At 60.1% G+C, this 21,867-nt stretch carries 19 protein-coding genes, 3 tRNA genes and 1 riboswitch; of the genes, 11 read left to right on the top strand and 11 right to left on the bottom strand.

Annotated elements, in window-relative coordinates; all coding sequences use genetic code 11:
- Window positions 1-73: 73 nt before the first annotated feature.
- The 3 genes from ACUXV1_RS08480 to ygfZ all read right to left on the bottom strand — a co-directional run bounded on the left by ACUXV1_RS08480 (window position 74) and on the right by ygfZ (window position 3,392).
- Window positions 74-1,780: a hypothetical protein gene (locus tag ACUXV1_RS08480; protein WP_446014923.1), complete on the bottom strand. Its 1,707-nt coding sequence runs from the start codon at window positions 1,778-1,780 to the stop codon at window positions 74-76.
- A gap of 166 nt (window positions 1,781-1,946) precedes the next feature.
- A complete protein-coding gene (locus ACUXV1_RS08475; protein WP_019103433.1) occupies window positions 1,947-2,252 on the bottom strand; it encodes an H-NS histone family protein in 306 nt (101 codons plus the stop codon).
- 102 nt (window positions 2,253-2,354) lie between these two features.
- The gene (gene ygfZ, locus ACUXV1_RS08470; protein WP_446014921.1) at window positions 2,355-3,392 is read right to left on the bottom strand and encodes a CAF17-like 4Fe-4S cluster assembly/insertion protein YgfZ; all 1,038 of its coding nucleotides are present in this window, start codon (window positions 3,390-3,392) and stop codon (window positions 2,355-2,357) included.
- 195 nt (window positions 3,393-3,587) lie between these two features.
- Here ygfZ and ACUXV1_RS08465 point away from each other — a divergent pair.
- From ACUXV1_RS08465 to ACUXV1_RS08440, 6 genes are all read left to right on the top strand, one after another.
- Window positions 3,588-3,663: transfer RNA gene (locus ACUXV1_RS08465), tRNA-Asn, on the top strand.
- A gap of 34 nt (window positions 3,664-3,697) precedes the next feature.
- Window positions 3,698-3,773, top strand: a tRNA-Asn gene (locus ACUXV1_RS08460).
- Between the two features lie 27 nt (window positions 3,774-3,800).
- A tRNA-Asn gene (locus ACUXV1_RS08455) sits at window positions 3,801-3,876 on the top strand.
- Window positions 3,877-3,965: 89 nt separating this feature from the next.
- The gene (locus ACUXV1_RS08450; RefSeq protein WP_043635760.1) at window positions 3,966-4,814 is read left to right on the top strand and encodes a DMT family transporter; all 849 of its coding nucleotides are present in this window, start codon (window positions 3,966-3,968) and stop codon (window positions 4,812-4,814) included.
- A gap of 73 nt (window positions 4,815-4,887) precedes the next feature.
- Entirely contained in the window at window positions 4,888-5,346 is a 459-nt protein-coding gene (gene mscL, locus ACUXV1_RS08445; protein WP_019104144.1) for a large conductance mechanosensitive channel protein MscL, read from the top strand.
- A 184-nt stretch (window positions 5,347-5,530) separates the two neighbouring features.
- Window positions 5,531-5,713, top strand: a riboswitch (yybP-ykoY riboswitch).
- A gap of 1 nt (window position 5,714) precedes the next feature.
- Window positions 5,715-6,284: a TMEM165/GDT1 family protein gene (locus ACUXV1_RS08440; RefSeq protein ID WP_081554220.1), complete on the top strand. Its 570-nt coding sequence runs from the start codon at window positions 5,715-5,717 to the stop codon at window positions 6,282-6,284.
- Window positions 6,285-6,349: 65 nt separating this feature from the next.
- On the opposite strand, the gene ACUXV1_RS08435 is transcribed toward ACUXV1_RS08440, so the two are convergent.
- The 3 genes from ACUXV1_RS08435 to ACUXV1_RS08425 form a co-directional block, all read right to left on the bottom strand.
- Window positions 6,350-8,170, bottom strand: coding sequence for a methyl-accepting chemotaxis protein (locus ACUXV1_RS08435; protein WP_337883239.1), 1,821 nt, complete (start codon window positions 8,168-8,170; stop codon window positions 6,350-6,352).
- A 199-nt stretch (window positions 8,171-8,369) separates the two neighbouring features.
- The gene (locus ACUXV1_RS08430) at window positions 8,370-8,969 is read right to left on the bottom strand and encodes a methyltransferase domain-containing protein (RefSeq protein ID WP_446014919.1); all 600 of its coding nucleotides are present in this window, start codon (window positions 8,967-8,969) and stop codon (window positions 8,370-8,372) included.
- 8 nt (window positions 8,970-8,977) lie between these two features.
- Entirely contained in the window at window positions 8,978-9,370 is a 393-nt protein-coding gene (locus ACUXV1_RS08425; RefSeq protein ID WP_446014918.1) for a DUF1289 domain-containing protein, read from the bottom strand.
- A gap of 94 nt (window positions 9,371-9,464) precedes the next feature.
- Here ACUXV1_RS08425 and ACUXV1_RS08420 point away from each other — a divergent pair, with 94 nt between their 5' ends.
- Complete coding sequence (locus tag ACUXV1_RS08420; RefSeq protein WP_019104139.1) at window positions 9,465-9,716, top strand: hypothetical protein; 252 nt, start codon at window positions 9,465-9,467, stop codon at window positions 9,714-9,716.
- A 55-nt stretch (window positions 9,717-9,771) separates the two neighbouring features.
- Here the strand turns inward: ACUXV1_RS08420 and ACUXV1_RS08415 are convergent, their stop codons facing one another.
- Both ACUXV1_RS08415 and ACUXV1_RS08410 read right to left on the bottom strand, forming a co-directional pair.
- Window positions 9,772-11,061 (bottom strand): NAD(P)/FAD-dependent oxidoreductase, encoded by a 1,290-nt coding sequence (locus ACUXV1_RS08415; protein WP_446014916.1) that lies wholly within the window; start codon window positions 11,059-11,061, stop codon window positions 9,772-9,774.
- Between the two features lie 132 nt (window positions 11,062-11,193).
- On the bottom strand, window positions 11,194-12,372 hold the full coding sequence (locus ACUXV1_RS08410; protein ID WP_114153014.1) for an ABC transporter ATP-binding protein: 1,179 nt from the start codon (window positions 12,370-12,372) through the stop codon (window positions 11,194-11,196).
- A 660-nt stretch (window positions 12,373-13,032) separates the two neighbouring features.
- Between ACUXV1_RS08410 and ACUXV1_RS08405 the strand changes: the two genes are divergently transcribed.
- The 3 genes from ACUXV1_RS08405 (at window position 13,033) to sbcB (ending at window position 16,144) form a co-directional block, all read left to right on the top strand.
- Window positions 13,033-13,821: an alpha/beta fold hydrolase gene (locus ACUXV1_RS08405; protein ID WP_337883242.1), complete on the top strand. Its 789-nt coding sequence runs from the start codon at window positions 13,033-13,035 to the stop codon at window positions 13,819-13,821.
- Window positions 13,822-13,851: 30 nt separating this feature from the next.
- Window positions 13,852-14,640, top strand: coding sequence for an enoyl-CoA hydratase-related protein (locus tag ACUXV1_RS08400; RefSeq protein ID WP_043635796.1), 789 nt, complete (start codon window positions 13,852-13,854; stop codon window positions 14,638-14,640).
- 88 nt (window positions 14,641-14,728) lie between these two features.
- Complete coding sequence (gene sbcB, locus ACUXV1_RS08395) at window positions 14,729-16,144, top strand: exodeoxyribonuclease I (protein ID WP_081554227.1); 1,416 nt, start codon at window positions 14,729-14,731, stop codon at window positions 16,142-16,144.
- A gap of 546 nt (window positions 16,145-16,690) precedes the next feature.
- On the opposite strand, the gene ACUXV1_RS08390 is transcribed toward sbcB, so the two are convergent.
- From ACUXV1_RS08390 to ACUXV1_RS08380, 3 genes are all read right to left on the bottom strand, one after another.
- The gene (locus ACUXV1_RS08390; protein WP_043635805.1) at window positions 16,691-16,966 is read right to left on the bottom strand and encodes a hypothetical protein; all 276 of its coding nucleotides are present in this window, start codon (window positions 16,964-16,966) and stop codon (window positions 16,691-16,693) included.
- Complete coding sequence (locus ACUXV1_RS08385) at window positions 16,963-18,006, bottom strand: DMT family transporter (RefSeq protein WP_052370442.1); 1,044 nt, start codon at window positions 18,004-18,006, stop codon at window positions 16,963-16,965. Before ACUXV1_RS08385 ends, ACUXV1_RS08390 begins: the two co-directional genes overlap by 4 nt.
- Before the next feature lie 239 nt (window positions 18,007-18,245).
- Window positions 18,246-19,961 (bottom strand): PAS domain-containing protein, encoded by a 1,716-nt coding sequence (locus tag ACUXV1_RS08380; RefSeq protein WP_446014915.1) that lies wholly within the window; start codon window positions 19,959-19,961, stop codon window positions 18,246-18,248.
- A gap of 419 nt (window positions 19,962-20,380) precedes the next feature.
- Between ACUXV1_RS08380 and ACUXV1_RS08375 the strand changes: the two genes are divergently transcribed.
- Window positions 20,381-21,850 carry an aldehyde dehydrogenase family protein gene (locus tag ACUXV1_RS08375; protein ID WP_446014913.1) on the top strand — a complete coding sequence of 490 codons (1,470 nt, stop codon included), beginning with the start codon at window positions 20,381-20,383 and terminating at the stop codon, window positions 21,848-21,850.
- Window positions 21,851-21,867: the final 17 nt, after the last annotated feature.

The raw sequence follows: 21,867 nt of genomic DNA, 5'->3' as shown, positions 1-21,867 counted from the left end.
ACCCGACTATCCATGAAAAACGGGCCAAAGCTTAGCTTCGACCCGTGTTCGACTCCATCCTAAATGATGGAAGTCACGGCAAAACCGGCAGTCTTTCCAAAGCCTGGACCAGCTCCACCTCGCTCAGACACCAATCGCTGCCCTTATCCATTACCTTGCCTAAGGAAAGCTGAAAATGCTTACCCTTGGCCGTCATGTAGAACTCTTTGCCCAATACATATAAGGAGAGCGGCAGCAGCAAAGCGTTGACCACCTTGCCCGAACGCTGACAAGGCACGAACAAGGCGATATGCCCTGCCAGCCAAACTTGCTCAGGCGGCAGCGTCGGATCGATCAATCTCACATCGGTTGGCCGCAACGAAGCCGCCACGGGTCTTCGGCTCAGGGTTTCAACTCCCAGATAGATCTGATCCGCAGAGTTCCGCTTCACTCGACGCACCACGCCCAGGCTCCAACCATCCACCGACTTCTCGCGAAAGCCAATCAGCGCGCCCAAGCCCACCCATTCATTCCCCATCGCGCCAAGGGTAACGCCAAGCCCGGTTTGGCTGACATTATCTACCTCCCAACGCGAAAACTCCTCTTTGGCCGGCGGAGAAACGGCCTCCCCAGCCGAGGCGAGCCCAGGGATGGGAGCCCCCTTGTCCCGCTTCCTCGTGGTAACGAAGCCGTAAATACGGATATTGGCAGCGTCATCGAAGTTGCCCTCTTCCAGCGAGCCCGTTTGCTTGGCCTCGTCCACACTCCGAATCAAACGGTGCAGCACAGGCAGGCGATACGCCACTTCTATGCTCTGGCCGGAAACAGGCACTCGTTCAGCTCTCTCGAAACGCATTTGCTGGGGAGACCACTCACGCATCAAAGCGCGCAGGGTATTGGCGTCGATACCCGGTTCCATCATTCTTTTGATTTCGGGCGGCACTCTGCCGGCATCCAGCACAATGCTCCAGCCGTGCAGAATCTCGACCAAGTCCGTCGTACCCCAATAGCGGGCGGCCTCATCCACCAAACCGCCTGTCACTCTCGCCGCGGGATGAGGTCCTTTTAAAGAGACCGCAAAACTCGAATATTCCGCGCATACACGCGTCAAAGACATGCGGTTACTCAAAACCTGCAGCAGTTGATAGGCAAAATGCAACTGTCTGGCGCTAAGATTGCCCCCGGACAACACAGCGAGCATATGCAAGATGAGAAATTGATCCTGAACCGTGGTCGCCGGCTGGCCATCTCCGAATAAAAACACCGGCACGGAATCGCAACCATGGTGCTCTGCAAACCAATAGAGTTGGTTTACTCCCAGCCAAAAAGCCTCCTCCGGATTAAAGCTCCGGATCCAGTGCCAGCGCGCATGCTCTCCAAGATAGAACATCATTCGCGCCAGCACGATGGGCAATAGGGTCAGCACTTTGGCACCCTCAACCGAGTCGGCGTCGACAGTCAGCACATGCTGATAGCTATCTATAAAGCATTTTCCGTACGCCAGTATCTGGCTTCTGAGCTGCGCTTCCAGCGCTTTGGGCATGCGCGTATTCAGCAAGTATTGCGCGCAGAGGTTTTCATGTAGCGATTCCGTCTCTTGGTTGAGCGCTAGCAGCGCTTCGACGCGATCCACTGAAATATTGTGCCAATCCAACTCCAATGGCGACAGCAATGCCACCACGCGCTCATGCGCGGCCGCACCGTGTTCCTTCTTCAAAGCCGCCACAAACTCCCTGGCCGCTTCCGCGCTAGCCAAAGGATCGGAGCGACCTTTAGCCCCTCTTGAAAAAAAATCCAGCATAGCCGCCCACTCTCAAGACAATGTCAGCACATTTCAATCACTACACGAAACAGCTTGAACGCTACATCCATTTATAGCAAGCCTCAAGCTGGACCGCTGGCCGTCAGATAAAGAAAAAGCGCCCATGACAGGCGCTTTTGAAATTCATTGCAAACCTGCTGTTTGCTTAGATAGCCAGAGCTTCCAGCGCTTTGCCGCTGGAGATCCACTCTTGTACCCACACCGGCTTGCGGCCGCGACCGGTCCAGGTCAGTTCCGGGCTAACCGGGTGACGGTACTTGGCTTCCACCGGCTTGCGCACGCCGCCGGTTTTGCCCAGTACTTCTTCAACGCTCAGGCCGTAAGCGCGAGCAAGCTCAATGATTTGTTTCTTGGCTTTGGACTTTTCTTCGCTTTCGCGGCGCTTGATTTCAGCTTCGACATCGGCGCGCAGAGCCACCAGCTGGGTAAAATCCAATTTCGACAGTTCCATTAGCATGTTCCCAAATATATTGTAAGAGTAGTGGTGCATTACAGATGATAATGTAGCCAAGCCTTTCTACTCAAGTCAAGGAAACAAAACAGAAATTATCAATTAATTCTCAAGCCCCTCATTCAAGGAATAGGGCAGGTCCAGTTGCTGAAGCCTTATTGTATAGGCCTCGTCAGCATAAATACCCTCTTCCCAAGCTTGAAATTGAACAACCGCCAAACCTTCATATTGTTCCGGAGCCACTTGGCAAACCGCCGACAACATGCCAATCGACTGACCCGCTACAGATGGGCTATAGAGTTTAGCGCCGATGGCAAGCGGCTGTTTAAATGCTACTTTGAACAAACGACGCTTCAATTTTCCCAAATACTGCGATCTGGCGACGATTTCCTGCCCCGGGTAGCAGCCTTTCTTAAAGCTCACCCCTCCAATCAACTCCATATTCGCCATCTGCGGCACAAATTGCTCCTGAGTCGTCAGATGGACCCAAGGAATACCCGCGTCGATATCCCGCCATTCCCAAACACCGGAAGAAATCAGGCTGGCGTCGTCCGTCAGCTTTTCCCCCACCCACTCTGCGCCTGCCTCGTCCACAACCAGCACCCAACCTGTCCCGGGCAAGCCTATCAACAGGCCCGGCTCAACCCGAACCATCTCTCGCGGCCCCGGTGTTGAGGCCAATGCGGACTCGATCGTCAGCGCCGCCAAGGCCGCCTTGCCCGCAAGGCCTATCAAGGTCAGGTTATCCGCAATCGATACCTTCACCTTGGAGCGCAGCACAAACATGCTCAAGCGCTTGGCCACGTAATCGGCCAAATCCGCAGATACCGCCAGGTAATAAGTTCCATCGCAACGCCAAACCAGAAAACTGGCCAGCATCCGTCCTTTGGCCGTAGAGTAACTGCTGTACTGAGCGCGGTTTTCATCCGACAACTCACGCACATCGCTAGAAAGCTGCCCTTGTAAAAAGGCCTCTGCGTCCTCTCCCGTCACCTGGATGACTTTGTGCTTATCCAAAATCGATATTGCGACGCCGGCGCGCAATGAGTCCAACTGCCGCAGATGAACATTCATTTCCACCGCATCTTTATTTGCCCGCTGCGCGCGCGCATCCAGCGTGAGCTTCCCGTCCAGATTCATTTAACCCACCTCAAAAACGCGGCTATTCCCGCATGGTCAACAAACGAAATTTTAACGCGCCGCAGCCCCCCTTCGCCAGCGATGAATTGCCGGCGCATGCCCCGCCTTCGCGCCGCTTGGCGGGCCCAAGCGATTTTCAGCCGCGCAAGTGTTGACAGCCCGACAGGCTGAAGCTATAGTTCGCCCTCACTCAAATCCCTGATAGCTCAGTTGGTAGAGCGACGGACTGTTAATCCGCAGGTCGCAGGTTCGAGCCCTGCTCGGGGAGCCATTACGGCCCTGTTTGAGAATTGCTTGTTTTCCATTCCCTGATAGCTCAGTTGGTAGAGCGACGGACTGTTAATCCGCAGGTCGCAGGTTCGAGCCCTGCTCGGGGAGCCAAAACAAGACAGCATTACTGAATGATGATCCCTGATAGCTCAGTTGGTAGAGCGACGGACTGTTAATCCGCAGGTCGCAGGTTCGAGCCCTGCTCGGGGAGCCAAGTTTCCAAAAGCCACAATCGCCGGATTGTGGCTTTTTCCATTTCCGCTTCCGTTTTACAATCGGCCCACCTTCCCCATTGGAATAATAATGATTTCCAAACCGATTGCTTTTGCCGGCGGCGCTATCTTGCTATGGGCTTCGCTGGCCACGCTTGGCACCCAAACCCGCTCGCTTCCCCCATTTTTCGTGGTTGGCGTCTGCCTGTTGATCGGCAGCCTGCTCAGTATCCGCCATTGCCGCGACTGGAAAGTGCCGCCGCGCACCTTACTGGTCGGAATCTATGGCTTGTTCGGCTACCATTTCTTGCTGTTCTTCGCATTTCGGCACGCGCCGGCCATGGAAGCCAATCTGCTAAACTATCTATGGCCCTTGTTGATCGTGATGCTCGCGCCCATCCTGGTTCCCGGCACCATACTGCACGGCCGTCACATTCTGGCCGGCGCGCTGGGTTTCAGCGGAGCGGCGCTGATTGTCAGCGGAGGCAAGCTCGCCTTGTCCAGCAACTATCTTGTCGGTTATCTGCTGGCCATCGGCGCCGCCGTTGTGTGGTCGACTTTTAGCCTGCTGACGCGCAGGCTGCCCAGCTTCCCCAATAGCGCGGTCGGCGGGTTCTGCCTGCTGTCCGGCTTGCTTTCCCTACTATGCCACGCCCTGTTCGAACCCAACGTCGCCCCCAGCGCTGGTCAATGGTTGGCCTTGATCCTGCTGGGAATCGGCCCGATGGGCGGCGCCTTCTTCCTATGGGACCGCGCGCTGAAGGAGGGCGACCCCAGACAGATTGGCTCCTTGTCCTATGCCACGCCCTTGCTGTCCACCCTGCTGCTGATAAGCACCGGCCAAGGGCAATTGAACGCTATTGCAATAACCGCCATCGTGCTGATTCTTGGCGGGGCTCTACTTGGCAGCCTGCCCGTTCGTCCACGTTCGCTTGCTTGAGAATGCGCTTGAGGTGGAGCGCCGGCAATTGAATACCTTATAATGCTTAACGCTATTTAAACAGAGGTTAACCATGTCCATTATCAAAGAATTCAAAGAATTTGCCATGAAAGGCAATGTCATCGACTTGGCGGTCGGCGTGGTTATCGGCGGTGCCTTCGGCGCCATCGTCAAATCGCTGGTCGACGATGTGATCATGCCCCCCATCGGCCTGCTGGTCGGCAATGTCGATTTCTCCAATATGTTCTTCGTACTAAAAGAGGGCAGCAAGCAGCTTGGACCTTATGTGTCGGTGGCCGCGGCCAAGCAAGCCGGCGCCGTCACGCTGAATATCGGCCTGTTCATCAACGCCATGGTCAGCTTCACCATAGTGGCCTTCGCTATTTTCATGCTGGTCAAGGCCATCAATCGGCTGAAGCGCGAGGAGCCTGCCGCCGCCGCGCCGGCTCCCGCCACCAAAGAGTGCCCGTTCTGCGCATCCAATATTCCGGAAAAGGCTTCTCGCTGCCCTCAGTGCACATCTCAACTCTAAGCGCCTGCCCAAAGTCTCGCGAGTAAGAGCGAGACAAGGCGAAACAGGCTGAGAAAGCGGAGCGTACACACGGCACATGAGTATTTCGAAGACGTACTCACCGTGTAACGCTCCACAACGCGTGGCGGATCGTGAACAGGTTCAAAGCGCTCCGATTGCCCTGATACGCCAACTGATTTAGAATTTGCTGGTTCTGGGGGAGTAGCCTCGGCGCGATTTTCAGCGCCGGCATGCATCAACAGGCTTGGCCGTCACGGCCATGGTGCATGCGACGAAAACTTCCGTTTGGCAAGACCCATGACATGTCTGCGCAATGCGGGGCTGCGGCGCGGGCTTGTCATGGCGCATGCGCAGCCCCCGGAGTCTTCATGGAAGCCTTTCTCATTTCCACCGGAATCGTCGCCCTGGCTGAAATCGGCGATAAAACTCAATTGCTCGCCCTGATGCTGGCCGGCCGCTACCGTAAGCCGGTTCCCATCGTTCTCGGCATCTTCGTCGCTACTTTGTTCAATCATTTCGCCGCCGCAGCGGTAGGTCACTGGCTAATGAGCAAGATTGGACCGGATCTCATGCGTTGGGGGCTGGGTCTTTCCTTTCTCGCCATGGCGGGCTGGATGCTGATTCCGGACAAGCTGGATGAAGATAGCCGGCTCCTGGAGCGGTTTGGCGTGTTCGGCACCACCTGTATCGCTTTCTTTATCGCGGAAATGGGCGATAAGACGCAGTTGGCCACCGTAGCCCTGTCCGCGCGCTTTCCCGACGCCTTGCTGCTGGTGGTGGCCGGCACTACTTTGGGCATGATGCTGGCCAATGTGCCAGCGGTGCTCTTGGGCGAGGTGGCCGCGAAGAAGTTACCGCAAAAAATGGTGCACACCATTGCCGCGCTGCTGTTTGCCGGCCTGGGCGTCGTCACTCTACTGACCCCGCTGCAGATTTGAAGCACAGCTCAAAATAAAACGGAGGCCGCGGCCTCCGTTTTGTTTTGCTTCCAGCCGGCAACATATCAGTTCCGGCCAACTCCGCGTCCAAGCGACTCCAGCAGTTCCTCCGGGTTGAAGCCCAGTCGGAAGCCGCCCCAATGCTTGCCTGACAGCATGATGGGCAGCACCACCTCCGACAACACTTCTCCAGTATCGCGGGTGTACGTCTGCAACAGGAAGGATTGTGTGCTGCGAGCCGCGCGCAGGCCGGCGACGTCGGCAAACTTGCGCTTGTCTCGGCTATTGATCAAGTCCTTGGCCGGATCCCCGCTCAAGGGCTGGCTATACCAACTATTGTGAGTCGGCGCGTAGCCATTGGTATCCACCGCCAGACAGAACACGCCGCCGGGCACGGACTTGGCGGCGCGGTCGTACACTGGCTGCATCAGCTTTTCCAGCTTGGCATCGTACTGTGTGCGGAACTTGGCAGGCTTGGCGCCAGCGATGGGCTGGTAGTTTTGATCGAACAGCGGTACGCCCGCGGCCAGCTGCGCAGTCATGATGGCTTGCAACTCATCCCGCGCCCCCCGGGCCGTCTGCATGATCTGGTCGAACTCGCCCTCGCCCAAAATGAAGCGCGCCACTAACTGCTGCACCTGCTCCGCAGCGCCGGACAGCTTGGTGGCCGACTCTTCCGTATGGTTCAGGCGGTCCGTCACTTGATGACCTAGCTCGTGAATTTCCGCCACATGGAGATTGACCTGTCCATTAGAGGCGACGAACTCCGACATGGTGGCGGCGATCTGACTGAGACTATTCGCCGTTGTTTCAAAGTCTCCCATCATCTTGCTGAAATGCTCCGACGCCTTGGAGACGATTTCGCGAGCAGACTTGGTGTCCTCGGTGATCTGGGCGGTTTCCACCTGGGTTTCCGACACCAGCCCCAGCATATCGTCGATATTATGCGAAATCTCGTCCGTCGCTTTTTTGACTCGCTCCGCCAGCTTGCGCACTTCATCGGCCACCACGGCGAAACCGCGTCCGCTCTCGCCGGCCCGCGCCGCTTCGATCGCCGCGTTCAAAGCCAACAGATTGGTCTGGTCCGACACATCCTTGATCAGATCCACAATGGTCTTGATGCTGGACGAGCGCTGGCTCAAATCATCCACAGTGTGGTTGAAATGGCCCACCTTCTGATTAATGCCGTAAATGCTCTCAGCCACGGACTTGAGCTCGGCGTAGGACTCCCGCGCCACGTCCAGGTTGGCCAGGGTGGTGGATGAAATGGCCTGGGTCTGCTCCGTGACCTGGCCCACGCCCTCGGTGCTCTGATCACTGGCGGCCCGGACTTGTGTCGCCAACTGATCCTGTTTGCGCGCCCCCTCCAGCGACTCAACCACATTCTTTCGGGTGCGCGCCGAATCCATCGCGATCCGCACCGTCATCAACCGCACATTGCTGATGATTTCGCGCATTTTCAGCAGAAAACGGTTATACGACAGCGACAGTTCGCGGATTTCATCGTGGGTGATGGTGGGAATGTCTCTGGACAGGTCGCCCTCGCCGGCGCCTATTTCATTGAAAATCCGGATAATCATTTTTAGAGGCCGGACAATCAAAAAACGAAGATACCAGACCATAAAGGCAATGAAGACGAAGCTGACCATCCACAACGCCATCGTCCAAAACAGGGCTCCGTCTATGCTGGACTCGATGCCCGCCAACACTTGGGGCGAAGCGACTTGCCCTTTCAGCAGGCTCCGAATGTCTTCCAGAACATAATAAACATAAGCCACCATGCCCAACTGAAACAGGCTGATAAAAAAGAAACTGCACAATTTCTTGGTCAACGTATCCCAGAAAGTCTTTTCCACCAGGGTATACACGCGCCAGAACCACTGCATGACTTCTCCTCTTGCTCCGCAATCCTGTTCAGCGCCTGATTCAGGCCCCGCGCCATCCGGCGCTTTGGACCCGATTGCCGCTGTTATCTAGAATTATTGTTGTTTATTGACTTCAGTCAGCCATCCTAAGCGATGGCGGCCTTGTTTTTGGAATAGTTGGCGGACTATTGATTATCATCAAATAGGCAATGCCAATGTATTACAAATCTTCGCTTCCGTGTTGCCTTCTCCACACCATCCAGAACTCCTGACCGCCAAATACCGGCACGCCGTCCTCCTGCGGCTGACAGCTCTCCAACGCGAAAGCCGGCTCCAGCAAAGCGCTCAAGGCCGACATGCTCAGGCCGAACGGCGGGCCGCGCGGGGTGTCCGCGATGAAGAACACGCCCGCCAGCGCGCCGCCGGGGCGCAGCAAACGAGCCATGTGCTCCGCATAGCGTGTATGCCGGCGGGGCGGCAGCGCGCAGAGAAAGGCACGCTCAAACACCGCGTCGAAAGGCGGCTCGTGCTCGACGGCGAAAAAATCCGCCTGCTGGATATGAGCGGCCGCCTGCGGCCATTGCGCGCGCGCGATCGCCACGGCCTGCTCGCTGAAATCGATGGCCAACACCTGATGGCCGCAGTCCAGCAACAAGGGTAAATCTCCGGCGCTGCCGCAGCCTGGGAGCAGGATTCGGCTAGCCGGCTGACGCTGAAAAAACGCCAAGGCCTCCGGACTGGTTTGCGCGCCCTCCCAAGGGGTCACGCCATCGCGATAACGCACATCCCAAAACTCGGTCAAAGAACTGTCCTGCGCCATCTCTCCTCCTAGTGATGCTCAGCCCCTGCCTGCTCTCTCAGGAAGGCGGCAACCTGCGCCGGGCTCCAGCCGGCGCAATCCCGCTGGCAAACCGCACCTTCCCTCTCTCGCCAAAACAGGCAGTCTCCATCCATGCGGAACCATAAGGACAGGCAACGCACGCTCATCCACTCGCCGTCCTCAACTTGGTGAAGCTCCGGCAGGCAAGTGAAGACCGCGGCGATCTTCAACCCTCGCTGGCGCAGCGGCAGTTGCAACCAGACCCGTTCCCGCTCCTCCGCGTCCATAAAACACCAATTCGAGATTTCATCGAAGCTGCGCGCGCAGCCGCGGCAGATATCGTCGCCCACTGCGGTGGAACACACAGCGATGCAAGGCGAGTCAGGCCGTTCTGTCGTCATGCCCGTCCCTTGAAACAATAATGTCATATTTCTTGACGCGCCAAACTAAAGTGTCAGATAAATGAATAGTCATAAAAATAAAATATCCGCTGTCATGACCCGCAACGAAACCTTGATTTTCCGCACGCTGCGCCTGCTGCAGACCATGCACATCCAGTACCTGGACGAACACAAACTGTTTCTAGCGCTCTCTCGCGAATCCGGCGGCGAATACAGCGCGGACGACGTTCACGAGCATCTAGTCTACATGGAGCAAAACGGCTTGCTCAAACCCATCCGCACCGCGGACAACCATACCGCCTACGCGCTGGATTGGGGCGGCTACGATTATCTGGACCCCTCCTGAAAAGCAAAAAGGCAGCGCGAAGGCTGCCCATGATCCGCAACGCGTCAGCGCCGGTTCATAAATAATCCCGCATCCGGAAGTAAGCCATGCCCAGCACCAAAGCCGGCGTGCGCAACCAGCGGCCGCCGGGAAAGTGATTATGACGAATCTTGGCGAACAGGTCGAAGCGCGAAGCGTCGCCGGCCACCGCCTCCGCCACCACCTTGCCGGCCAAACCGGTGATGTTGACGCCGTGTCCGGAAAAACCCTGAAGGTAATAGATATTACCGTCCAAGCGTCCAAAATCAGGGGCGCGGTTTGCCGTGATATCGCAGAATCCGCCCCAAGCGTAGTCGATCTTGACGTCTGCCAGTTGCGGGAACACCCGCAACATGTCGCTGCGCATGCCTGCGGCCAGATTGCTTGGCTCGCGTCCGGAATAGCTGACCTTCCCGCCGAACAACAAACGGTGGTCGGAGGACAAGCGATAGTAATCCAGCACGAAATTGGTGTCGCACACCGCCATGTCGTTGGCGATCAGAGCCTCGGCCCGCTCCTTGCCCAAGGGTTCGGTGGCAATTACATAGGTGCCGGCCGGCATGATCCGCCGCTCCAATTCCGGCACCAGCGCGCCAATATAGGAGTTGCAAGCCAACACCACCTGGGTGCAATTGACCACGCCCTGCTCAGTCGCCACTTGCGGCCGCGCGCCGCGGCTCAGGCGTAATGCCGGGCTTTGCTCGTAAATGGCGACGCCCGCCTCGCGCGCGGCTCGGGCCAGCCCCAGCGCATAGTTCAAGGGATGCAGATGGCCCGAGCGCGGATCGTAAAGGCCTCCCTGATAGCGCTCGCTGGCTAGCCGCGTTCTGAGTTCGGCCTTATCCCACAGCTGCATGCCGCTGTAGTCATAGGTCTGCGCCGCCTCGCGCTGCCAGTCCTCCAATTCCTGCATATGCCGCGGCTTGACCGCCACGCTGACATAGCCGCGTCGCCAATCGCAGTCGATACGGTGCTGACTCACCCGCTGCTCAATGATCTCCACCGCCTCCACCGACATATTCCACATCTGCTTTGCCAGGCTGTCGCCCAACTGCGCGCGCAACGTGTCAATGCCGCAGGCGAACCCGGAAATCACCTGTCCGCCGTTGCGCCCGGAAGCGCCAAAGCCTATCTGCGCGCCTTCCAACAACACGACGGAAAATCCTCGCTCCCGCAGGTTCAACGCCGCCGACAAACCCGCCAACCCGCCGCCCACCACACAGACATCGCAGTCGACCGCGCCTTGCAACGCCGCCCTGGGCTCCCAAGGTTGAGCGGTGGCGGCGTAATAGGATGGCGCATGGGCTTGATGGGCAAAACGGAGCATGGAAACCTCTCATGAAGACAAATGATGCGGCGGCAGGACAAGGGATGGACAAATGCGTCAAAGCCTTCCCTTTCGCGATGGAAGATGAAAAAAGCGGATACCCGGCCGCGGGCATCCGCTTGCGGGCAGTTCTTACCGGGTCAAAACCACTGGAACATCCTGCCGCCAGCTGACGAACACCGCGTCGCCCCAGGTTGGCGCGGTTTCGCCCGCGTCATACCAGCGCGAAGACGGCACCACCGATTTGACGACCTTGCCGCTGGCCAGTTTCACGTGATAGATGGAATAACTGCCCAGATAGGCAATGTCCTCCACCACGCCGGCTGCGACATTAGGCCCCGCCGGCAGCGGTTTGATGTCCAGCCGCACATCTTCCGGGCGAATGCTGGCCCAAACACGCATGCCCTTGGGGCCGGTAATCCCGTGATCGATGCGGATGTCCCCGCCCAGCTCCGGCGAGCGGATTTCCACCAGGTCCGGCTCGTCCACCACCACCGCGCCCTCGAAAATATTACTCTCGCCAATGAACTCCGCGGTGAAGCGACAGTTGGGGTAATCGTAAATTTCAGACGGCGTGCCCACTTGCAACAAAGAGCCCTCGCTCATGATGCCGATGCGGCTGGCCATGGTCATCGCCTCTTCCTGATCATGAGTCACCATGATGCAGGTCACCCCCACCTGTTCGATGGTGTTGACCAGTTCCAGTTGGGTCTGTTGGCGGAGTTTCTTGTCCAGAGCGCCCAAGGGCTCGTCCAGCAGCAGCAGCTTGGGGCGCTTGACCAGGCTGCGCGCAAGCGCCACGCGTTGCTGCTGACCGCCCGACAACTGATGCGGCTTGCGGTTGGCGTACTTGCGCATCTGCACCAGGTCCAGCATCTTGCCCACCCGCTCGGCGATCTCGTCCCGGGACACCTTATCCTGCTTCAAACCAAAGGCCACGTTCTGCTCCACCGTCATATGCGGAAACAGCGCGTAGCTCTGGAACATCATGTTCACCGGCCGCTCGTACGGCTGCAGGCCCTGCATGTCTTCCCCGTCGAGGATGATGCGGCCCGAAGTCGGCGTCTCCATCCCCGCCAACATGCGCAACAGCGTGGACTTGCCGCAGCCGGAGCTGCCGAGCAAGGCGAAAATTTCATTTCTGCGGATATCCAGATCGACATGATCCACCGCGACATGATCGCCGAACTTTTTCAGCACGCCGGCAATGCGCAGATAAGCCTTGTCTGCGTCGGTCTGCGCCTCGGCGGCTTGGGCGTTGTGGGCGGAAAAAGCGGCTTGGGCCGGTTTGGCGGCAACAGCTTGCGTCATTGAGTCGTTCCCTCTATTGCAGTTCCGCAGCGGCGCGGGCCTGCTGCGTCCGCCGCGCGGCCCTCGTTTCGAGGCGGCGCGGCGGCAATCGAATGCCTTGCTTGATGATCGCGCCGGCCGGGGCTGGCGCGCATGGGGTCAAGAGTCCGTCCGGCTTTCCGCGCCGGCCGGCGGCCCCGCCGCGAGAGCGCGTGGCCATGCCGCCACCGCCGTGTCCGTTGCCAACATGATGTCTCCTCTGTGCGGCGCCGATAGCTGCCGCGGCCGGACGGCCGCGACGATAGCAAGCGCCTTTGTCGTTTTAGTCTTGAACAGAAGCCTATGCCACGTTTAATAAATTTGACAACATCTAGTGCAAACACTCTCGAAAAATTATCTCCGCTGTGGCGCGCGCGCCTCACCCGGACAGATCAGCAGGGCGCGCCAATCCGGCGGGCGCGATCAAGATGGCCGGCAAACGCGGCATGATCGTTATTGTTTAATTCGTCAAACACTTTACCCTTATCCAACGCTTGGGAACCGCCCGCGTAAATGCCGGCGTTGCGCCGGCCCGTCTTCCTGAGCCCGCGCCGCCAGCAAATTGCCCCGCAAGCGCCGGCGCGCTCTAGAATGAAGCATGCATGTTGACGTCGCCCAACGCCTGACCAAAGGAAAAACGCCATGCCCTATGCCGAAATCTCAGGACACAATGTCTATTACGAACTCAGCGGGCAGGGCGCCCAAGTGCTGGTGCTATTCAATGGCATCACCATGTCCACCGCAGCCTGGGCTCTGCTCCAGCCTCAATTGGAGCCGCATTTCCAGCTGTTGCGCTTCGATTTTCTCGGCCAGGGCCAAAGCGACCACCCCGGCGGCGACAAATATCCGCTCGGCGAACAAGCCGACCTCGCCGCCGGTCTGTTGAATCATTTGGGCATTGCCGAGGTCTATCTCACCGGCTTGTCTTACGGCGGCATGGTGGCGCAGCACTTCGCGCACCGTCATCCCAACCGCGTGTCGCGCCTGCTGTTGGCCGCCACGCTGGCTTGGGCCGACAGCGTCAACAATCACATCAGCGACAGCTGGATCGCGGCCAATCAAAGCGGCGGGCTGGACTTGCGCTACGCGGTCAGCGTCCCCTGGCTGTTTTCCAGCCGTTTTCTCGCCAGCAACGCCGCCATGCTGGACGATATGAAGTTGATTGCCGGCATGGTGGACTGGGACGCGGTCATCCGGCTGATCGCCGGCGTCACCGAGCACGACGCGCGCACCTGGCTGCACGAGCTGGCCATGCCCTGCCATATACTGGTTGGCGACGAAGACCGCCTGACGCCCTTGTATCAGGCCGAATTGCTGCGCGAACGCCTGCCTGGCGCGCAGCTGGAAATCCTGCCGGGCGCCGGCCATGTATTGCATATCGAGGCCGCGGACGCCTTTGTCCGCAGCATTATCCGTTTTGGCCACAGCTAAAACGCCCATCGTCAGAACAAGGAGAACCGAATGACCGTCGAGTCCGTTTTGCTTGCCGTTGATCCAAAGGGAATCGCCACCATCACCCTCAACCGCGCCGAGCTGCTGAACGCGCTGGACGACAACACCGTCGGCCTGCTGACCGCGATGCTGGAAACCCTGGCCGAAGACCCGAGCGTGCGCGCCGTGGTATTGACCGGCAGCGGCATCAGCTTTTCCGCCGGACACGATATCGACTGGATGCGGCGGATGGCCGGTTTCGGACGCGAAGAGCTGGAACGCCACGCCCGCCTTCTGGCCAAGCTGCTGCGCACGCTGGACACCTTGCCCAAGCCCACCATCGCCAAAATTCAGGGATCCGCCTTCGGCCTGGGCGCAGGGCTGGTCGCCTGCTGCGACGTGTCCATCGCCAGCTCGGAAGCGCTGTTCAGCTTTTCCGAAGTCAAACTGGGGGTCATCCCCGCGCTGGTGGCGCCCTATATGGTCCGCGCCATCGGAGAGAGATCAACGCGCCGTTACTTCATGACCGCAGAGCGCTTCAACGCCGGCAAGGCCAAGCGCCTGGGACTGGTGCACCAAGTGGTGGAAAGTGATGAGCTGGACATGGCGGTGGACTTCCTGATCAACCATCTGCTGATCAACGGCCCGGCGGCCATGCTGGAAGCCAAACGCTTGCTGGCCGACATCGCAGGCCTGGGCGTGGGGGAAGACAGCATGGAAATCTGCATCCAGCGCATAGTCTCCGTCCGCCTGAGCGAAGAGGGCCGCGAAGGCATCCAGGCCATGCTGGAAACACGCAAACCCTCATGGATGGATTGAGCGCCGCGGACGCACGAGAACGGCGCGGCTGGCCCCGCCGCCCCTATGGATGCGACAATGCGGCCAACTTCACCGCATTGTTGCCGCCATGTCCAATCACAGCTTCTTTTGGCACGATTACGAAACCTTCGGCGCCGTGCCCCGCCAGGACCGCCCGTCGCAGTTCGCCGGCATCCGCACCGACGCCGATCTCAATGAAATCGGCGAGCCGGTCATGCTCTACGCCCGGCCGGCGCCCGATTACCTGCCGTCTCCGGTGGCCTGCCTGCTGACCGGCATCACCCCGCAGTGGTGCTTGCAGCATGGCGTGGCCGAGCACGAATTCGCCGGCGTGATCGAACGCGAACTGGCGACGCCGGGCACGATTGGAGTTGGTTACAACTCAATCCGCTTCGACGACGAAGTCACCCGCTTTCTGTTCTGGCGCAATCTGATGGACCCCTACGCGCGCGAATGGCAGAACCAATGCGGCCGCTGGGATCTGCTGGACCTGGTGCGCGCCACCTTCGCGCTGCGCCCGAACGGCATTCAATGGCCGCAACACGAAGACGGACGTCCCAGCTTCAAACTGGAACATCTAAGCGCCGCCAACGGCCTGGCCCACGAAGCCGCCCACGATGCGCTCTCCGATGTGCGCGCCACCATTGCGCTGGCGCGCCTGATCAAACAGCATCAGCCCAAGCTGTTCGACTTCTACCTGTCGCTGCGCAAAAAAGACGCGGTCAAGGTTCAGCTCAGCCTTCACGCCCCCAAGCCCGTGCTGCACGTTTCCGGCATGTACGGCGCGGAGCGCGGCAATATGGCCGTGGTCTGGCCGCTGGCGGCCCACCCGTACAACGCCAACGAGGTCATCGTCTGGGACTTGTCCCACGACCCCCGCGAACTGCAAGGCCTGGGGCCGGACGCCATCCGCGAACGCTTGTACACCCGCAGCGAAGACTTGCCCGAAGGCGTGCAGCGCCTGCCGCTCAAAACCGTGCATATCAATAAATCGCCCTTCGTGGTCGCCAATCTCAAGGTGCTGAGCCCGGAACGCGCCGCGCATTGGGGCCTGGACATGGAGCAAGTCCAGCGGCACGCCGACGACGCCGGCGCCTTGCCGGACCTGACCCCGGTCTGGAGAAAAGTCTATAAGCGCGAGTCAGGCGAGCCCCGCGACGTCGACGAGAACCTCTACGGCGGATTCGTTTCAAATAACGACCGCAAAGTGCTGACCAAGCTGCGCCGCATGTCGGCCGACCAGCTCGCCGGTGAAATGGCTTTCTTCGAGGACCCGCAACTGGCCGAACTCTTGTTCCGTTACCGCGCGCGCAACTTCCCGCGTTCCCTGTCCGGCGAGGAGCAACAGCGCTGGCAGACATGGCGCCAAGCCAAGCTTAACGGCGGCCCCGGTCGTGATTTTCAGCAATTCCGTCAAGAACTGGCGGAGGCCCGCGCCGGCGAGCTAAACGAACAGGCGCAAAGCGTGCTGGCACAGTTGGAGGCCTACGCCGCGCAGCTGTAAGAACCCAATCACAGTCTCGCGAGCAAAAGCAAGACAAGGCGAAAACAAGCGAAAAAGCGGAATGGTCGAGGGGTACATGAGCATTTTGAGCTTGTACTCACTGTGCGACGCTTCACGAAGCGCAGCAGACTTTGAACAGGCTCCAAGACTACAGCGTCCGCACATAACGCCTGGCGACGAACAAAGCCGCCAGGCTCAAGCCCACGATCATGATCATCGCCAAGGTCGATGCGCCTTCATAGCCCCAATAACCAGACATATATCTCCCTTTAAAGCCTGTTCATAAATCTGTCGCTCCGTGAAGATACGACGTTGCAGCGCCTTCGAAAGGCTAATGCCTCATCGCCATGCCGCCGCCTCAGAACCCGTTCAAAGTCTCGCGAGCCAGAGCGAGACAAGGCGAAAACGAGCGAAAAGCGGAATGGTCGAGTGCATTTTGAGCTTGCGCTCACCGCGCAGCGCCTCACGAAGCGCAGCAGATGATGAACAGACTCTTAGCCATTCACACCTTGTCTCGCCGTTACCCGCGCGGTAGCTAACAGGTTCTCAAGCCAAACCGGTCTGGCGCATGCGCTCCAGCCCAAAATCGCTGACGCGATAGTTGAACAGCAGACGCGCCCCCTCTTCTTGCCAGCGCTCGCACAGCGCCACCACCAGGCCGCTGGCGCTCAAATCCGCCAGGCAGGCCCGTACCATGCCCAAACAATAAGCATCATCCGGTTTGTGGTACTCCCAGCAGATGCGCCGGGCCAGCTCCACATCCCACAAACCCGGTTGCCCGGCCAGGGTTTGCAGAATGAAACCTTTGATATGCACCTTCATGCCCCCTCCTCCACATTGCGCACCGCGCCCGGATGGCGCTCACTGTCCGACACCATGACGAAGCCGCCCAGAATCACCAAGGCCAGGCCAATCAGAAAATGCCACTCGGGAAAGTTCAAGGTAAACGCCGCAGTGAACAGCGTCGCGAACAGCGCGTAGAAAGCGCCGATTGCCTGGCCGCGCCCAACACCGATCAAGGGAAAGGATTTGTACCAGGCCACCGCGCAGAAAGCGAAACTGAGACCGCCCACCGCCAAATAGAGCATAGGCCGCCACGACCATAGCTCGCCGGCCAGCGAATACACCGGCAAAGGGGTCAACCAGGCCAACGCCGGCAAAATCAGCAACACCCAATACAGCGCCTCTGCCAGATAACGGATCGCCACCCCGCAATCGGGATCGGTCACATCCATCGCCCGTCCAACGATGGCGCCCTCCAGCCCCCAGCCCAGCGCGGCCAGCGCGCCGCCCAGATAGCCCAGCCAGCGCGCGGCGCCCTCTCCGGCCAGGTCGCCTGACAGGCCCGGCGCGTAAATCGCCGCCCCTCCCAGCACGATCACCGCGATGCCCAGTGCCGCGCGGCGGCCTATCCGCTCGTGATACCACAGGCGCGCCAGCGCCGCGCCCACCACCGGGTACAACAGGCCAGCCACTGCGGCGAACACCGCGCCCACATAGCCCATCGCCAGGTAGGAGCCGAAATTGGCCATCAAACCGCCCAATACCGCCGCGAGGAAATACCACTTGGAAATGCCGCCGAAACGCCATAGCGTGCGAAAGAAGTCGGCCAGCTTGCCCAAGGCCGCCAGCCATAACAATTGAAACGCCGCCACCAGGCAAGCGTGAAAAGCCGTCAACACCGCGGCCGCCATCAAAAACGGTTCGGGCCGCCCTTGCGCCAGCCCGGCCAGCGGCGCCTCGTGCCACACCGCGGCGCCCGGCACATACCATGCGCCCCACAATACCGCCGCACAAAGCGCCCAGCCATAGCCCCAGCGGGTCCGGCGGCGGAGATACTGCTGTCTGTGGATGCTGTTCATAGCGCGTCAGCTCCGGTTATCGGACGCCGCCCACACACTCTGCGGCGCCTACTCTGGGTTGAAACGCAACAAGACTCTATCCATCTGCCTTGCCAGACGAGGCACAAAAATTACCATAAGTTAATTTTTTTACCAACAGTAAATCAAAATGCCGTCGCCAATATGTGACCGCAAAGCGGGCGCAAAAAAGCCCGCCGACAAGCGGCGGGCTCCGTATCCCCCTTGGCAAACCGCAGGAATCAGCGCGGCCCCAGGGCTCCGATCAAGCGATCCACCACGCCGTCGCTTCCCCGCTCCGCCGCCAAGGACAACACCAGCGGCAAGGTTTTGCCGCCCTCGGCATGCCATAGCACATCCAGCTGCGCGCGGCTGGACATATTGAATATCCCTTCCAGGCTGTCCAACCAGCCCTGCCTCGACACGATGCGCAAGCCATCCAGAAAACGCTGTTCGGGGGCCTCCTCCAAGGCTTCGCCGAACAACAGCCGCGCGGCCTGCGGCGACAAGCGCAAGCGCCCGGCGGCAAGGTCCCACTCCCAGCTGGCCATGGCTATGGACTGCAGCGCCAGCTCGCTACGGAGCCGGGCCTCCTCCAGCGCGCGGCGGGCGGCGCGGCGCTCGGCCGCCTCCTCCACTACGGCAATCAAATGCCATGGCTCGCCGCTCACGGGATGACGGCTCAGCGAGACGCTGACATTCACCCAGACATGGCCGCCCTGTTTGCGCAGCAAACGCTTCTCCAGCGAAAAACTGGCCACCTCCCCGCTCAGCAGCCTATCCAACCTCAATAGATTGTCTTCCAGATCCTCGGGATGGGTCAGTTGCTGAAAGCTCATCCCCTCCATCTCCTGCGGCGGATAACCGGCCATCTCGGCCAAGCGCCGGTTCACCTTGAGCCAACGTCCGTCCAGGCCCAGATGCGCCAACCCCAGCGCCGCCTGTTCGAAAATCTCCCGAAAGCGCTCCTCGCTCTCGCTGTAGGCCAGCGCGGCCTGTCGGGTGTCGGTCACGTCTTGGGTAGCGCCTATCATCGCCTCCGCCCGCCCTTCCCCGTACAAGACCTCGCCCTCTTCGTGGATATGTCGGCGACGGCCGTCAGGCAGTAAGATGCTGTACTCCACGCAATAGGGTTGGCGCTCGTCTATCGCCCGTCGGATGGCCTGATCAATGCGCCCCCTGTCCTCCGGCGCCATCGCGGCGAAGTAGCGCTCCATCGTTACTTTGAAGGCCTGCGGTTGCCAGCCGAAAATCCGGTAGGCCTCGTCCGACCAGATACAGTCGTCGTTGCGCACGTCCCAAAACCAGCTTCCCAGATGAGCAATGGACTGCGCCTTGTCCAGAATGGCCTGGTTCTGGCGCAGCGCCTGCTCGGCCTGGCAACGCTGGGTGATGTCGAAGCTGACGCCTATCATCTTGACCGGCCGGCGGTCCGCGTCCGGCACGCAAGTGGCGCGCGAGGCGATCCAGCGCGTTTCGCCCGTCGGCCAGCGCACGCGGAACTCCGCCTCGTAAGCAAGGCCGGAACTTAAGCATGTCTCCAGTTTGGCGCGCAGCGCTGGCGCGTCGGCCGGCTCCAGGGCTAGCCAGAAATCCGTCAGCTCGCGGACGGGGCGGCCGAACAGCTGTTCCGCGTTGGCGGAATAGGCCACCGCATCGCTCAGGATGTTCCATTCCCAAGTCACAATGCCGGACACCTCCTGCGCAAACTTCATCCGCGCTTCGCTTTCCATGATCTCGGCCAGATGCTTGCGACGGATCTCCGTCAATTGCGCGTCCGTCGTTGCCGCCGTGGCGAGATCCAGCACCGCTTGTTCGCCGTAGCGCAGCCATATCCAGTTCACGCCTAGAAAGTCCGCTAACACCCGCAACTTGCGGTATTCGATCTCCCCCCCGCGTGTCCATTTGTGAACGGCCGCGGACGACACGCCCAGGGCTTCCGCCACTTGTTTGAGCATGACGCGCTTGCGTCCCAGCACGTCTTTCAGACGAACGGCGAAGGTTTCATCCCCAGCGGGAACTGCGGCTTGACTGAGTTGATTTGACGACACGGAACTGGTAGCGGCGGCGGGCCGCGCCTCCTGGGTAATTGAATGCGAACGGGACGCGGCGATGCGCGCGCGCCACAGCCTACGGCTGTCGACCCGCCATGTTAACCCAGGCTAGAAAAATCCCGAAGCGGACTAAAGAATCCGGCGCAGCCAAACCTCAACGGGCCTCCCCCCTGGCGGGAACACGAGCGATATAGCCAAAGCAAATCAAGCCATCGCCGCCATAGCCGGATCTGGATTGCAGTCCATGGCTAATCGACACTACAATTAAACCAAAGGTAAATTAATTTACCAATAGTTAATTTTACATTCTGTGCGAGGCTGCCATGATCTCAACCCAGCTCTTCATCGATGGCCAATGGCGCGACGCCGCCAATAGGCAAACCCGTCCGATTCTCAACCCCTGCGATGAAAGCGTGATCGCCGCCGCCGCGGACGGCGGCCGTGCCGACGCCCGGGCCGCCATCGCCGCAGCGCGCGCGGCTTTCGATCACGGCCCCTGGCGCTCCAGCACTCAGCGACAACGCAGCCGTCTGCTGCTGGACATCGCCCAACGGGTGGAACGCGAGAGCGAAAGCCTCGCCGCCTTGGAGACGCTGAACACCGGCAAGACCTTAAGCGAGAGCCGCACCGACATGGGCGACATCGCCGCCACCTTCCGTTATTTCGCTGGCCTGGTGGCCACCGAAAGCGGCCAGGTCAATTCCGCTCCTGAGCACGTGATCAGCCGAACCTTGCACGAGCCGGCGGGCGTCTGCGGCCTGATCACTCCCTGGAACTACCCCTTGCTGCAAGCGGCCTGGAAGATCGCGCCGGCCCTGGGCGCCGGCAATTGCGTGGTGCTCAAGCCCAGCAGTCTGACCCCGCTCAGCAGCTGGCGCTTCACTCAGTTGCTGGCCGAGCTGGACTTGCCTCCCGGCGTGTTCAACCTGGTCAGCGGCAGTTCCGAGGTAGGGGCCGAATTGGCGGAGCATGCCGATGTCGACCTGCTGTCCTTCACCGGCGGCGCCCAGGCGGGGGCCAGCATCATGCGCGCCGCCAGCGGCAACTTCAAACGCATCGCTCTGGAGCTGGGCGGCAAGAACCCCAACATCGTCTGCGCCGACGCCGATCTGGACGCCGCCGTCGACTACGCGCTGAATGCCGCCTTCTTTCACGCCGGCCAGGTCTGCTCGGCCGGTTCGCGGCTGCTGCTGCAAGACGAGATTCACGACGACTTCGTGAAGCGGCTGGCGGAACGGCTGCCGCGCATCGTCGTCGGCCCGGGCCAGCAGCCGGACACGCAAATGGGACCAGTGCAGTCGTCCCAACAACACGACAAGATCCTGAGTCTGATCGCCGCAGGCGTGAAAGAAGGCGCCCGCCTGGTCTATGGGGGAGGCCGTCCGGACGGCGAGCGCTACCGCAAGGGCTACTGGCTGCAACCCACGCTGCTGGTCGACGTCCACGCGGACATGCTCATCGCCAAGGAAGAGATCTTCGGCCCGGTCATCACCGTGGAGCGCTTCCGCGACGAGACCGAGGCGCTGCGGCTGGCCAACAACACCCCTTACGGCCTGGCGGCGGCGGTGTGGACCCAAGACCTGGCGCGCGCCAACCGCATGAGCCGCGCGCTGCGCTTCGGCACGGTTTGGGTCAACGACTACCACCCCTACTTCCCGGAAGCGCCGTGGGGCGGCTTCAAATCCAGCGGCATAGGCCGCGAGCTTTCGCGCATCGGCCTGGACGAATACACCGAGCTGAAGCACAGCTACATCAATCTGGCGCCCAAGCCCATGGGGTGGTTCGGCGCTTGAACCTCCCATCGCCCGGC

Source organism: Chromobacterium sp. W521, from assembly GCF_052805975.1.
Note: the sequence above shows the minus strand (reverse complement) of the source record. Positions and strands in the feature narration are given on the sequence as shown.